At 56.4% G+C, this 12057-nt stretch carries 19 protein-coding genes and 2 pseudogenes; all 21 read right to left on the bottom strand.

What is annotated here, in order from left to right; translation table 11 throughout:
* Positions 1-718: 718 nt before the first annotated feature.
* The gene (locus ACOYW1_RS00105) at positions 719-1186 is read right to left on the bottom strand and encodes a phage tail assembly chaperone (protein WP_482421187.1); all 468 of its coding nucleotides are present in this window, start codon (positions 1184-1186) and stop codon (positions 719-721) included.
* A gap of 161 nt (positions 1187-1347) precedes the next feature.
* Positions 1348-1629 carry a tail fiber protein gene (locus ACOYW1_RS00100; RefSeq protein ID WP_482421186.1) on the bottom strand — a complete coding sequence of 94 codons (282 nt, stop codon included), beginning with the start codon at positions 1627-1629 and terminating at the stop codon, positions 1348-1350.
* A gap of 50 nt (positions 1630-1679) precedes the next feature.
* Positions 1680-2015: a phage tail-collar fiber domain-containing protein gene (locus ACOYW1_RS00095; RefSeq protein WP_482423872.1), complete on the bottom strand. Its 336-nt coding sequence runs from the start codon at positions 2013-2015 to the stop codon at positions 1680-1682.
* A pseudogene (locus tag ACOYW1_RS00090) lies at positions 1988-2080 on the bottom strand (phage tail-collar fiber domain-containing protein); the annotation flags it as partial. The gene ACOYW1_RS00095 and the pseudogene ACOYW1_RS00090, both read right to left, overlap by 28 nt.
* A gap of 71 nt (positions 2081-2151) precedes the next feature.
* Positions 2152-2247 (bottom strand): annotated as a pseudogene (locus tag ACOYW1_RS00085) (phage tail-collar fiber domain-containing protein); the annotation flags it as partial.
* A gap of 34 nt (positions 2248-2281) precedes the next feature.
* Complete coding sequence (locus tag ACOYW1_RS00080; protein ID WP_482421185.1) at positions 2282-2932, bottom strand: phage tail protein I; 651 nt, start codon at positions 2930-2932, stop codon at positions 2282-2284.
* Entirely contained in the window at positions 2925-4043 is a 1119-nt protein-coding gene (locus ACOYW1_RS00075) for a baseplate assembly protein (RefSeq protein ID WP_482421184.1), read from the bottom strand. Before ACOYW1_RS00075 ends, ACOYW1_RS00080 begins: the two co-directional genes overlap by 8 nt.
* Complete coding sequence (locus tag ACOYW1_RS00070; protein WP_482421183.1) at positions 4033-4188, bottom strand: hypothetical protein; 156 nt, start codon at positions 4186-4188, stop codon at positions 4033-4035. The genes ACOYW1_RS00075 and ACOYW1_RS00070 overlap by 11 nt, the downstream gene beginning before the upstream one ends.
* A gap of 19 nt (positions 4189-4207) precedes the next feature.
* Positions 4208-4354 carry a hypothetical protein gene (locus ACOYW1_RS00065; RefSeq protein ID WP_482421182.1) on the bottom strand — a complete coding sequence of 49 codons (147 nt, stop codon included), beginning with the start codon at positions 4352-4354 and terminating at the stop codon, positions 4208-4210.
* Between the two features lie 14 nt (positions 4355-4368).
* Positions 4369-4737: a phage tail protein gene (locus ACOYW1_RS00060; RefSeq protein WP_482421181.1), complete on the bottom strand. Its 369-nt coding sequence runs from the start codon at positions 4735-4737 to the stop codon at positions 4369-4371.
* A complete protein-coding gene (locus ACOYW1_RS00055) occupies positions 4738-4923 on the bottom strand; it encodes a hypothetical protein (protein WP_482421180.1) in 186 nt (61 codons plus the stop codon).
* Positions 4924-4925: 2 nt separating this feature from the next.
* Positions 4926-5438, bottom strand: a complete 513-nt coding sequence (locus tag ACOYW1_RS00050) for a phage baseplate assembly protein V (RefSeq protein WP_482421179.1) — start codon at positions 5436-5438, stop codon at positions 4926-4928.
* On the bottom strand, positions 5438-5605 hold the full coding sequence (locus ACOYW1_RS00045; RefSeq protein ID WP_482421178.1) for a hypothetical protein: 168 nt from the start codon (positions 5603-5605) through the stop codon (positions 5438-5440). Before ACOYW1_RS00045 ends, ACOYW1_RS00050 begins: the two co-directional genes overlap by 1 nt.
* Positions 5602-6435 (bottom strand): phage late control D family protein, encoded by an 834-nt coding sequence (locus ACOYW1_RS00040; RefSeq protein ID WP_482421177.1) that lies wholly within the window; start codon positions 6433-6435, stop codon positions 5602-5604. The genes ACOYW1_RS00045 and ACOYW1_RS00040 overlap by 4 nt, the downstream gene beginning before the upstream one ends.
* Entirely contained in the window at positions 6432-6626 is a 195-nt protein-coding gene (locus ACOYW1_RS00035; protein WP_482418966.1) for a tail protein X, read from the bottom strand. Before ACOYW1_RS00035 ends, ACOYW1_RS00040 begins: the two co-directional genes overlap by 4 nt.
* Entirely contained in the window at positions 6619-8880 is a 2262-nt protein-coding gene (locus tag ACOYW1_RS00030) for a phage tail tape measure protein (protein WP_482421176.1), read from the bottom strand. Before ACOYW1_RS00030 ends, ACOYW1_RS00035 begins: the two co-directional genes overlap by 8 nt.
* 110 nt (positions 8881-8990) lie before the next feature.
* Positions 8991-9296, bottom strand: a complete 306-nt coding sequence (locus ACOYW1_RS00025; protein WP_482418968.1) for a phage tail assembly protein — start codon at positions 9294-9296, stop codon at positions 8991-8993.
* Positions 9297-9347: 51 nt separating this feature from the next.
* Positions 9348-9866, bottom strand: coding sequence for a phage major tail tube protein (locus tag ACOYW1_RS00020; protein WP_482418969.1), 519 nt, complete (start codon positions 9864-9866; stop codon positions 9348-9350).
* 66 nt (positions 9867-9932) lie between these two features.
* Positions 9933-11369, bottom strand: a complete 1437-nt coding sequence (locus ACOYW1_RS00015) for a phage tail sheath family protein (protein WP_482421175.1) — start codon at positions 11367-11369, stop codon at positions 9933-9935.
* 2 nt (positions 11370-11371) lie between these two features.
* Positions 11372-11560, bottom strand: a complete 189-nt coding sequence (locus ACOYW1_RS00010; RefSeq protein ID WP_482421174.1) for a hypothetical protein — start codon at positions 11558-11560, stop codon at positions 11372-11374.
* Between the two features lie 85 nt (positions 11561-11645).
* The gene (locus tag ACOYW1_RS00005) at positions 11646-11975 is read right to left on the bottom strand and encodes a hypothetical protein (protein WP_482421173.1); all 330 of its coding nucleotides are present in this window, start codon (positions 11973-11975) and stop codon (positions 11646-11648) included.
* Between the last annotated feature and the right edge of the window lie 82 nt (positions 11976-12057).

Here is a 12057-nt window from a genome sequence, read left to right as displayed (position 1 = left end):
TCAAAAATGCTTGGCAGAAAAGGCTCTGCCGGAGTGGGATTTGAGGTAGGTCTCGAAGGTGGTGGCTTTGGGTTTGGAGGGGAAGGCGATGGCGATTTCAATTTTCCAGGGTTTGTACTTTGACGTGTGGGGGACGCTTCCGGAATTAACGGCCTATAGGCGAGTTCCAAGGTCAGAGGTCATACCGGTATAAAACCGTTCCGGAAACGACTCACTTCGGAGCATGTATACATAGTGAAAGCCCAAAGGAGCCTCCTCATCATCATCATATAACAACTGGAAGAATTTATTTTGTGAAACGTGATTCGGGAATCTTTATTTTTAAGGATTGCAGGCTTCTTGCTCGCTGGCGCTCAGGCGAAGCCTGGTGGAGGCGGCGGGAATCGAACCCAGGTCCTATTCTGGACGTAATCCATTTATAATATCAACCCCATACTTAATACATCGTCTTTCATCTGTATCACCTTGAAACCCCGTAAAGCCCCGAAAATACGTGCCCCATTTTGAAGAACTTCCACAAAAACTTCCACAATTTTTGTGCCTTCGACCATGCGGCTCACGCCATTACAAGAATTAAGCTCACGGACATGTCTTTGGAATTAAATTAAGGCAGATTCCAAAAACGGCGCATTTTGAAAAACCGCTTTTTTTAGGTGACAGGCACTATTTCACCTCTACTTAGGTTCGGGGGGCCAGGGGATTGAATCGGTAACGAAAATTAATGTTGCCGGAAGATCGTCCAGCATCTGTAAGCCTCCCACTCTGCCCGTTTGCTTTGGTCAATCGGATAATCCGGCATCATTGTATAGTCGCATGCTAAAAGCTTGGCGTCACGTTGCGGCCTTACCACATTATCCAGCCAAAGGCTCAAATCAATTTCCCAATCGGTGCCATTCCATCTCGAATACGGTAACGGCTCCTTATCGGTCCAACCTGAATCAAGGACAGTCCCTATCTCAGATATTCTGTATCGTTCCTGTGAGGCGGTATCAAAATACACCGCTCCACGGTAATCAGATTTTACGATCCACAAACCCTGCTCCAAGACCGCGACCTCATATTCGTTTGTTTCAGGAGGTGGCTGCAGGGATGAGGATTTAGGGTTGTATAGCCAGCGATCACTTGGGCTACCAGTTTCTTCGTCCCACATTCCATTTTGCCGTGGCTTGGAGTCTCGTCCCTTCAAGTATTCACCCGTTTCGGGGTGTGCATTATACAATGTTGTCATTAGTAAAATATCCCCCCCCATTTAGTTACGTTTTTTGGCCTGGCCTCAGCCCCACCAGATGATAACGAACGTACAATTCGAGCTATTTGTTGTTGATCCATACGCTGCGCCTGATCCGGCTAATTTGTTGCGAACGTATATAGTCCGTGTGGATGCTCCTTGTTTTTAGACGCCTGCCCCGTACCACAGATGACCACCCGTTGTTCCATCGCCTCTATCTGAACGAGATGAGGCATCAGGATCAATCCCCGCCCCATGGTCCCAATATCTGGGAAAAAGGCCTCGGTCATCAGGCAGGCTAAAATGCATTTCGTCGAGGACCTCCCATACATGGTTCCAATTTTCGCAAAGAGGTTCGGATAATCAGAGCGTAAGAGACTCGATCCGTCCCGTTCAAGCATACGACGCCTTCTCATCTCTTCATCTGAAGGCATATATCACACGGTTAATGTCATCTCCCGGCTCGTAAAACGAGACTCTTTCCTTTGACACTCAAGTCTCCCGAAATCGACACATTACCCTGCCCATCCTTCCTCACCATATCCGGATACGCCTTCAACTCATCCGCAACATGCTCCCTCGTCGCCAGTACCACCGCCGGATCCACCTTCAGCTCCACGGCGGCCATCTCCGAAACCTCCAGGATCATCTTCACGTAAAGATCCTTGGATGCCCCCTGGGTAATCTTGGGTTTGTAGGTGTGGGGATACTTGCCGATGGCAATCAGGTTGCCGTCCGGGTGGAGAAGATACCCACCTCCCGGATGTCGGAGTCCCCCACGTCCGATGGGATAAAGGCCTCCACCACCAGCCAGTTGCTGTTGGCTTCATGGATGGAAATGTGGTTGATGCTGCCTCGCCACCTTCATTAATCAAAGATGTCCGCTGAAGCATGCCTGCCAGGTCCAGGCTCGCGTAGGATCCGTTGCCGTCGCCCACGGCCAGGGTTGAAAACGAGACCGATTTACCTAAGACCGGCGAGTTGGCGAACATCGCCTTGCCGGTGTTGGTTAAGGTTGTGAAATAGGATTCTGCCGGTCAGAGTATTCCTTTTTTAGGGATAGATGCAGGTGGTTTCGATCATCTGAGTTCCCAGGCCAAAGTAGACGGGCCCGGACTCTTCCAGGTTTTCGGGTTGCCAGGGGAAGACGGAGACGGTTTCGGCGTATTGTCCGGCCATGGCCATGTGGATTGTGCCCTGCCCTCTCAGGTATGTAATCACGGCATCAAGCTTGGAACGGACGTTCTTGTAGGCTTCGATGAGCTGGTCGGCCCAGGCGTAGGCCTGATCGGTGACGCCCTGGTCGGTGACTTCCACGCGTACCCGGAAGTGGTAGGGCTGGCCGTCGTAGGTCCACCACTCTTCCACGGTTCCGCCGCCGAGCACGTCGGCGATGGCGCCCTCGATGGCGGACGGGGTTCCTTTTTGTCGATGACGGGCCACGGAGTTCCTGACAAGGGCCCTCTTCTTTTCAAGGGTCAGGCTGTCGTCCCAGAAGTCCACCTTGAACTGCCAGGCCAGGTGGGTGAGGAGGGGCTCCTCCAGCTCGTCCCACCGGCTGTATATATATAAGGTGTCGATGGCCCGGTTGATCTGCTTCAGGTCGTCATCGATGGCGCTGGCAGCTGCCCGGATGCTTTCGTCTCCGGAGATAGACGCGGGGAGGATGTCTGCAAAGGAGATGTCGGGCAAAGCCTTACTCATCTTCCACCCCCGCGTAATTCAAGGTTTGGGTGTCTGCCTGGGCCACCTGGGTGGTGGCCAGCTTTTGAAATGAGGGGGACCGCAGCACCACGCGTTTTGCGCCGGCACTCTTTAAGCGGAAAACCAGTTCATCGGGGTTGATGTCACGGCCCAGCTTTTCGCATTGCCAGGCTGTATAGTCGGCAATGGCCTTGCTCACCCGGCTTTGAATTTCAGAGATGGCCTCCTGGTTCTCTCCGGAAATAAAATAGTCGGCATCGATGTCGAAGCCCACCGGCACCGGGGCAATGACGGAGACTCTATCCGTCAAGGGCCTTCGGTTCTTCGGCGTCACGGCATCGGCCACGGTTTGCAAAATGGTTTCATCCGGAAGCCTGCCTCCGGAGAGGAGCACTACCACCTGGACGGTGGCGTCTGCAGGAGAGACCACGGCCACGTCGGCGATCTCCTGGTGGGCCGACTTGGCCCAGTAGATGTAGGCCCCTTCCGGACCGGCAACCGAGTATTTGTCCGGGGCGTTGTGGATCCGCTCCCTGTAAGGATCGTTGCCTTCTTTGTCGGCTCCGCCCGTGGATGTGATGGTGTTGGAAACGCTCACCACATAGGGGACGGGATCCACCATCTGGTTGATCTGCCCCGGCACGTAACCGTTGCCCTCGGTGCCCGTGGCCATACAGGTCACGGGCACGTCAACGAAGGTGTCCCCGGCGGCCACCTCGGCATAGCTTTCCGTCTTGAAAAAGAGTGTACCGTCCGGAGAGACGCGGGTCCCTTTGTTGATGGCCACCACAAACCCCAGGGCCTCGGCAATGGAAAACCGGCACAGGGTTCCGGCGGCAGAAGAGTCCAGCCGCTCCGTCTCCGTAAAGGCCCCCAGGTGATCCAGGTGGTCGCCTTCGCTATAAGCCAGGAGATTCATTTTCCCCGCGTGGTTGATCAGCTCGCGCTGCTGCACAATGATGGAGGCCAGGCCCATGAGGAAGAGGCGCTCCGGATCCGCAGGGGCCAGGGATTTGCCCGTGATGCCCTCGTGCACGGTCAAAATATTGCTGATGGTTTTCTCGGCATCGGCTTCCACAAATTGGATGTCCGGAAGATTCTTAAGGCTCATTGATTTTAATCCTCACCACGGGGATCAGTGTCCCGGACCGGGCCTTTTCGGTGTCGGCCACCCAGGACACGGAGAGAACATCCACCCCGGGAACGTAGGTCTCAATCCCCTGGGTCACGGCTGCCGATGCTTTGGCCTTGGCCACCGGAAGCGGCGCTCTCGGATTAATCCGCCTGGGCTCCGAAGGCCCTGTCCAGGGGAAGGGTCCCCACCCGGGTGGCGCATACAATCTGCACCTGCTGTACAATGGCATCGATGCCCGTTGCTCCGATCACCACACGGTCCAACTGGCCCGTCACATTCAATTCCATTTACGCAAACTCCTTTAACTTGATGGAAACCGCCGCAACCAGGAGCCGCCCTTTGCCGTCGAACTTCTGCCAATCCTCTTCCATGGAAAGGAGGGCAAACCGTCCGAAATCTCGCCCACAACCAGGTTCTTTGCCTCTCCGGAGGCCAGGACCTTTCGCACGGCATCGATCTCACCTGAAGGCGAGACGCCCAGGCTTTCGGCGAACATCATTTGGAGCGACACCTCATCCAGGCCCGGCCCCAGAAACTCCAGGACAGGCTTTTTCCCTGTGACGGCATGCTCGGCAAACCGCGCCTTGGATGAGCGCTTGAACTCATCGAAGGTGCGGATCCGCGTGCGGCTGGTTTCAAAAACAATCTCTCCGAAAGTCCCCACGTCCATTTATCTGTGTCCTTTGGATGCCGGGCTTCCGGAGGTGTCGTCCAGAAGGGTCATGTGTTTGTAGACGGCCCGGCCCAGGGCCGCTGCCATTTTTTCTGTCTGGGCGAACTTGGCTCCCCGTTGCAACCCTTCCACTTCGAGTTCCTTGATAATGTCTGCCACGAGGGCTGCTGCGCTTGTTGCCATGATTATTTGCTCGCAATGACTGTTTTTGATGCGTCCACATGGGGCTTGCCGTCGAACTTGCAAATGGACTTATCCGTGATTACCCCGCCCAGCTCCCCGCCGCAATCCAGGGTCACTTTTTCCGCTTTTACCGTCACCTCCCCGCCCTTCACCGTGATGCCCAGGCTGTGCGTCTTCCTGTCGTAAGCCATGACGGAGCCATCCCCAAAGGTGATATGGGTCAGGTGGGATCCGTCTGCAGGTGGCGCGTCCACGTCGGAGTAGATCGCCCCCAGGACAAAGCCCTGTTCCAGGCCGATGGGAAGGAAGATACAGGCCACCTCTTCCCCCACGTCGGGCATGGCAAAGAACTTGTCCGTCTGGGTCCGAGGGAAGAGAACCGGCAGCTTGTGGGTGGGATGGCCATGGATCTCCACCTTCACGGATCCGCCCACCACTTCGGTCACCGTACCCACCTGGACCATGCTGTTCACCTTCTCCTCCAGGGCCTTCATGCGCTTTTCGATCTCGATCATCAGTACCCCAGCACCTTTCTCAGGCTTGCGTTTGTCTTGTAACCGGAGCCCAGGGAGTGCTTGGCCTCGTCGATAAAATAGATCCCGTCAAAGATACCGAATCCCTCTACCTTCACATTTAGCCCGGCCAGGGCCCGGGGATTGCACCCAGGGAGAAGCTTATTCACCTCCTCCTTGTTCGCGCTCCGGAGTTCAGCCACGGCCTGGGTCTGGGCTTCGGCGATGGACTCCACCATACCACGAGAACCTGACCGGTCTTCGGACTGTTCTCCGGGGTGAAGGTGTGCTCCACCAACCTCTTTTTTGTCGGGTCAAAAAACTGCACCGTGCATGCCCGGTAGATGTTGTGGGACTTGGTGTTGAACGACCAGGTCAGAATCTCGGAGGCCCCCTTTTTCAAGGTGAACACCGGGGCCTTGGCTTCAAAGATTTTCCCCTGGTAGAGAACCAGCTTCTCTTCGGCCATCTTCAGGTTGAGGCCCCGCGCCTTGCAGAGCCTTGACAAAAGAGCAAGGTCACTCTCCTTGCTCTGGGTCACCCGCTCATACGGTGCGTCCAGGTCGGCGCTGAAAAAAAGGGAGAGCCCGTGCTCTGCCGCGATGCCCCCGGCCAGTTGCTCCAGGGTGATGGCTTCCCAGACCCGTTCCTTCAACTCGTTCTTGATGGCAGTGGAGGTCATGGAGCTGATGGCTTTCATGGTCACGATGGCAGGAGGCCCGCTTGATGTGATGTCATCCACCTGAAAGGATCCGCAGGAGAGTGAAAGATCCCCCAGGTCGCCCCATGCCGAGCACTCAATCTCCGCCTTTACCCGGGAACCCTTCTCCGGAAACCAGTCTCCTGACCAAAGCCCGCCGGTGTCCTCCAGGGTGATCTGGAGATCATCGGCCTTGCCCGATGAAAAATCGGTGTAGGTCATGTTCTTTAAATAAGGTGAGATCTCTTTAGAGATGTCCTTGCCTTCAAAGTTCAGGTTCAGTCGTGCTTTTCTCATCATGATTTCCAGGGGGGTAAAACGGTTTCGGTTCTCTTCCCGTGTCCGATCAGCTCAATCCGGCGCTGAAACCACGTACTCCGATGCTCCGGGTTGGCCGCAATCAGCCGGGCCATGTGCATCTCGTTTCCCATGCGGGACAGGGCGATGGCGTCCCACATGTCGCCCTGCCGTGTGGTGTATGACTCAGCCAAACGCGCGCCTCCTGTCGTCGTGGTGAATATCCGTCATAACCTTCCGGACTCGCTCTTCGCTCTCCATCATGCTCTGATCCGCTGCCGCCTTGAATTCGGCAACGTTGGAGCCGGTGGCCGTGATATTAATTTGGGGTTTGTACTCAATAGCCGTGCTGGAACTGTTCATGGCCGCCGGGGAAACCTCTGGAAACTTCACAGGCGTCACGCCCTGGCTCTGTCTTTCAGGGAAAGGCACCACATTGTCCGGGGGCGTGGGAATGTTCCCGGCGACATTGCCCACCTTGGCGGCCTTTTCTGACGTTTCAGTCTCTTCGTCACTCCCGAAGCCAAAGAAGCGACCTCCAATTTTCATGAATTTCTTGATCTTTCCCCATATGGAGTCCACCAGCTTCTGGAAGGGTTCGAACTTCTTGTAAAGAACAGCACCAAGCCCCACCAGAACGGCCACACCGCCGACAATCAACCCGATGGGGTTGGCATTCAGGGCCACGTTTAAGGCCCATTGTGCTGCTGTCATGGCATAGGTGCCGATGGCCGCTGCCTTTTGAACTCCGGCCAGGGCTATGGTTTTCATTTTTGATAGTGTGAGATGTTTGTTGATGAGCTGATAGGCCGTCTTTGCCCTTAACAGACCTCCAGACACAAAAGTCCAGGCATACCCTGCGGCAACTGTTGCAGCAGTCAAGGCAATGGTACCGCCTGTCAGCATCCCCGCTACTTTCGTGACTGTTGGGTACTTTTCTGATGCGGCAGTAAGCTTGCGTGCAATAAAGGCAAAAAACAGATCAGCCGCACCTGAGATGGCAGGTGTCAGGGTGTTTCCAAAAGTTATGGCGAGGCTTTCTGATGCAGAACCAAAATTTTTAAGGGCTCCGACGGTTGTGTTGTCCATGATATTAGCAATGGACTGGGCGGTAACTTCTCCGTCTTTCACTTTTTTTGTGTATTCGGTGATGCCCTTTTTCCCTGCCTGAGAGAGCAGTTCCGTTAAACCAGACGCCGGTTCCTTGCCAAATATGGTACTGATTACATCCAACTTCTCGGCATTACCCATACCGTTTAGTGATTCGGATAGATCTGCTAAAATTTGTGCAGGCTTCCGAAGATTACCTTCCATGTTTGTGGCCTGGACACCCAACTCCCGGAGTGTACTTAGTGCTGCGGTTGACGGCGCGGAAAGCCCCAAAACCATACTTTTTAAGGTAGTGCCCCCCATGCTTCCTTTGATCCCAACGTTGGCAAGGAGCCCGGCCATGGCGGAGGTCTCTTTCAAGGACATTCCAGCTTTCGCCGCAACAGGCCTACATTGCTGAGTAGTCTCGCCCAGCATCTCCAGGGAGGTGTTGGAACTGGTGAAGGTCCGGGTGAGGACGTTTGAAACACGGTCCATCTCAGAGGCCTCTAAGCCAAAACCGGACATGATATCTGACGCAATATCTGATGCGACGCCAAGCTCTACGGCACCGGCCTTGGCCATGTTAAGCACGCCCGGCATAGCAGAGATGATTTGCTGACTATCAAAACCAGCCATGCCCAGATATGACATGCCCTGAGCTGCTTCACTGGCTGAGAAGGAGGTCGTTGATCCAAGTTCCCTCGCTTTTGCCGTCAAGGCCTGGAAGTCTTTGCCGGTGGCTCCGGTAAGGGATTTCACCTTAGCCATGCTTTGTTCAAAATTGGCCGCAATCATGACAGGAGCCGCCACCGTTGCTCCCAGGGCCACAGCGTCAAACAGCTGGCCCTGCATGTTGGCGCGTTTGTCCTTCACGGCCTTCTGTTTCATCATGAGCTTCTGAAGCTTGTCCTGCTTGCGTCGGGCAAGGTCGATGGACTGGGCCAGCTTCTGGTTGTGCATCACCAGCTGCCCCGTCTTGATTCCGGTAGAGGCCATCTCCCGCCGAAGCTCGGAAAGGGAGGTCCTCTGCTCCCCCAGTGACGTTTTCAGTTTCTTAGCCTTACGGTTCGCCGCGTCAAACTGGCTCTGAAGCTTCTTGGTGGGCTTTGCGGTGGCGGCCAGCTGAGCGGCAAGGGCCTTGCTCTCGTTCTGGGCCTCAAAGAACCGCCGCTCCGTCTCCTGGATCTCCTTTTTCAGCGATCCAAACCGGTCCACCTTGGCCTTGGATTTTTCAAGCTGGCTGATCTTCTGCCCCAGTGCGCCCACCGTCTGGGACGCACTGAGCATCGATCCCTTAAACGTTGGAGCCACCGAACCGTTCAGCTTAAACGCTATGTCATATACCCGTGATCCCATCGCCTACGCCTTCTCATTCAAATCCGTGATCCATTCAAAAAGCTCGGGAAAGGGCATCTGGTAAAAGAATGCCACCCCCGTCCGGGTTGCCTTGCCCATGTCCAGGCACGCTAAGCGGATCTGCCGGGCACTTGGTCTTCCATACCGTGCAAAAAAAGCTGCACCTCCATGGCAATATTCGTGCTGTCCCTGGCCGACATGGACCGGATGGTCTCAACGGAAAGATCCGCCGCACGGGCCGCAAGGCAGTGGCAGTAGGCATGGCTCAGGGTGAGGCTCGTCATCTGGCCCCCCATGGCAAGGTACTCCCTCTCCGCCTGCGCCATGTCCTCCCCCGTGAGCCCCTCCAGGTCCAGGTTGATTGTCTTGATCTCTTTGCCTTCAAAGGTGATGGCTTTTTTCAGTTTGATTTCCATCGTGGTTTTTCCTTTTTCAAGAATGTCTACGCGTAGACATCGGTTTGATCGTTACAGCCCCAGGGCCTTGTTCACGTCAGACAGGCAGTTCACGCCGTTTACCACGTAAAGGTTGTTGAGCTTGTCGATGAGGATGTTTTCCTTCCCGTCGATCATGAGGTTAAAGCGGGTGAGTTCCAGCTCTACGCTGGAGTCGTTGCCTTCCCCCACGGCAAACTTGCCGAAGCTGGTCTTTTTGGTGGAACCCTGGCCGGAGATCCGCACGGGCATCACCTTCCGCACACCGCTTGCCGTGTCCTGGACCTGCATGGCCCCGCGCAAATCCACCACGTGGGGAACGGGCATGTTGAAGAGGTTCACGTCCTGGCTGATGGTCCGAAAGTTGATGGTCATAGCCATGGCCCCGATGTGCCCGAGGATGGGAACCGAGATCTCACCCAGGATACCGGCCCCTTTGAGGGAGGCGTTCAGGGGCTCGATGTCCGGCACGGTGACGTCCACCACGCCCATCATGTCCTTGGCGCCGCCGTAATAGAGGCGAAAGTTGGTCAATACTTCAGGGGTATTCATGCGCGCACTCCTGTGTGGGTTTAGGGATGTCTACGCGTAGACATCCAAAAACCTGTTAAGCGAAAATTAAGCGAAAAGGGTTGAAAAGTAGGCCGGGTCGTACTCCTGGATGAAGTCGATCTCCCGGGCAGGAGACGGGGGCGTCATGTAGACATGGAACCGGGAGATCCCGTCCATCATGTCCGTCACCGCGTTTTCATCGGCCTGGAACTCCACCCGCGCGCCCAGGAGAAACTGCCGGGACACCAGGCCGTCCAGCCACATCTGGGCAGAATCCCGGATGGTCTCGATGAGCCGCCGCTTTGCCGGGGCATCCACCCTGGACCAGTGGCTCAGGATCAGGGTGTTGCCCACCCAGGTGAACATCCGGCTCACTGAGATCCAGGAATCTTTGGGGTCGGTATTGGCCGGGTAGCAGGCCGTCCGGTTGCCCCAGCACTTCCACCCGCCGATGAAGTTCAGGGCCGTCACGATGCCGTTGCCGTTCAAATAATTCGCCTGCTCCGGCTGAAGCCACACCTCTTCCCCGTTAGCCACCATGGCGTCCATCTGAAAGTTGTGGTTGGAAGGCGAGGCGTAGGGGATGTCCTCGTTGTCCGCGTCCACCTTGGCCATGAGCCCGGCAAGCTGGGTGGACATGTGAAAGGTCTTCGTGCCCAGCTTCACCCTGGGCCAGCAGACCACCTGGGCCGGGTCGGTGAGGTTGTTCTGGTTCTTGTACTCCGGGGCGTCGCTGTACCGGGTCACGGTGGCGTCATCGATATCGATAATCGCCTTGCAGGAGAACAGCCCGTTGATGGTTTTGGCCTTGGCCGTCATCACCGCCGACACCGTGGAGGCCGAAGACCAGCCCGGGGCCACGATGAGCCCGGGCACCAGGCGATACTTGGGGAACACCTCGTTCACCAGCTCCAGGCCGGTGAGGGCCCCGGTTTCAGAATCCACCCCGCCCACGATATCCGCCGCCGTCACCTTGGACGGATCCGCATAGGTGTAAGTTCGATTGACGGTGGCCCCTGCCTTGATTGAGCCGGTAGGGATGCGCTTGATGGTCCCGGCAACCCGGTCCACCTCATAGTCCGTGTCCTCCACGTAGGTGGTGGACTTGTCCGAAGAGGTCACCACCACCGGCCCCAGGAGGTCCCCGTGGTCCAGCTTGATCTCGTCATCGGCAAAGGTGGCCGCGCCTTCGGCCACATCGGCCTTGTGAACCGCCGGGTCAAAGACGTTGATGAAGACAATGGGGGCCAGGGCGAACAGCGCAAAGTGGGAGTAGATGAACTCGCAAAGCGTGTACTTCTCCCAGGCGTCGGAATAGCCCAGCAGCTCCACGGCCTCTGCGTAGGTATAGGCCATGGTCACCTTGTTCACCGGCCCTGCCCCGCCCTTGGCCAGGTGCACGGGGGCCGTGCCCACCACCACCGGCAATGAGGCAGACACCCTCCGGGGCGGCGTGATGGACGTGGGCATCTGGGATGCGTAAACACCGTGTCTGTATGTCATGATTACTTGGCTCCTTTCGCTTCGGCGTATTTCCGGGCCAGAAGGGATTCAGGGTTGTTGAGGTCGGCCATGGCCGAGGCAAGGGCCTCCACCGGAACCATGAAGCGCTTCAGCTCCATCCGCTCCTTAAAGTAGGCCGCCACCTCTTTGGGCAGGCCGTTTCGAAAGACCTGATACCGACTGATGTGCACCGGCTGCCGAACCTCCGGCCCCCATAGGCCACCTGTTCCGTTTTCTTGCCCTTTGCCGCCGTTGATGTTGTTTTCTTTGCTGCCATTAGAGACATGCCTCCACGTCTTCCGTTAATGTTTGCCGGATCCCCGAGGTCTCCCAGTGGGTGGTGATCTCGCCCTCCGCATGGGGCTGGGGTTGAAAGTACTTTGCGTCCGGATCTCCGCATTCCCAGGTCACCGGAAGTTTCAAGGTGTACAAGCCGTCTTCGGTGCGCCGCTTGGAGAGCACGATCTTCCGGCACCGGGTGAGAAGGTTCAGGATGTCGTTCACCCCGGCCTCCACCCCTTCCGCCGAGTAGATCCCGCAGAGGATCTTCACCGCCACCTCCGAGCTTTCGTCCTGGTCGGTGCCGGAGACGGCCTGAAGGATCACGTAAGGGAAATCGATCTGCCCCTGTTTTTTGGGGGGAAGCTCACCAAGAAAGATCTAGCGAGCCGAGCGTAGGACGCCCGGC

This window comes from Desulfoluna sp. CYM3A (assembly GCF_056829965.1).
Note: the sequence above shows the minus strand (reverse complement) of the source record. Positions and strands in the feature narration are given on the sequence as shown.

What these genes read in the sequence shown, in the direction of transcription:
- ACOYW1_RS00100 (WP_482421186.1), bottom strand. Translation starts at nt 1,629, where the DNA reads ATGCTTGAACGGGACGGATCGAGTCTCTTACGCTCTGATTATCCGAAC.
- ACOYW1_RS00080 (WP_482421185.1), bottom strand. Translation starts at nt 2,932, where the DNA reads ATGAGTAAGGCTTTGCCCGACATCTCCTTTGCAGACATCCTCCCCGCG.
- ACOYW1_RS00075 (WP_482421184.1), bottom strand. Translation starts at nt 4,043, where the DNA reads ATGAGCCTTAAGAATCTTCCGGACATCCAATTTGTGGAAGCCGATGCC.
- ACOYW1_RS00065 (WP_482421182.1), bottom strand. Translation starts at nt 4,354, where the DNA reads ATGGAATTGAATGTGACGGGCCAGTTGGACCGTGTGGTGATCGGAGCA.
- ACOYW1_RS00060 (WP_482421181.1), bottom strand. Translation starts at nt 4,737, where the DNA reads ATGGACGTGGGGACTTTCGGAGAGATTGTTTTTGAAACCAGCCGCACG.
- ACOYW1_RS00055 (WP_482421180.1), bottom strand. Translation starts at nt 4,923, where the DNA reads ATGGCAACAAGCGCAGCAGCCCTCGTGGCAGACATTATCAAGGAACTC.
- ACOYW1_RS00050 (WP_482421179.1), bottom strand. Translation starts at nt 5,438, where the DNA reads ATGATCGAGATCGAAAAGCGCATGAAGGCCCTGGAGGAGAAGGTGAAC.
- ACOYW1_RS00040 (WP_482421177.1), bottom strand. Translation starts at nt 6,435, where the DNA reads ATGATGAGAAAAGCACGACTGAACCTGAACTTTGAAGGCAAGGACATC.
- ACOYW1_RS00030 (WP_482421176.1), bottom strand. Translation starts at nt 8,880, where the DNA reads ATGGGATCACGGGTATATGACATAGCGTTTAAGCTGAACGGTTCGGTG.
- ACOYW1_RS00025 (WP_482418968.1), bottom strand. Translation starts at nt 9,296, where the DNA reads ATGGAAATCAAACTGAAAAAAGCCATCACCTTTGAAGGCAAAGAGATC.
- ACOYW1_RS00020 (WP_482418969.1), bottom strand. Translation starts at nt 9,866, where the DNA reads ATGAATACCCCTGAAGTATTGACCAACTTTCGCCTCTATTACGGCGGC.
- ACOYW1_RS00015 (WP_482421175.1), bottom strand. Translation starts at nt 11,369, where the DNA reads ATGACATACAGACACGGTGTTTACGCATCCCAGATGCCCACGTCCATC.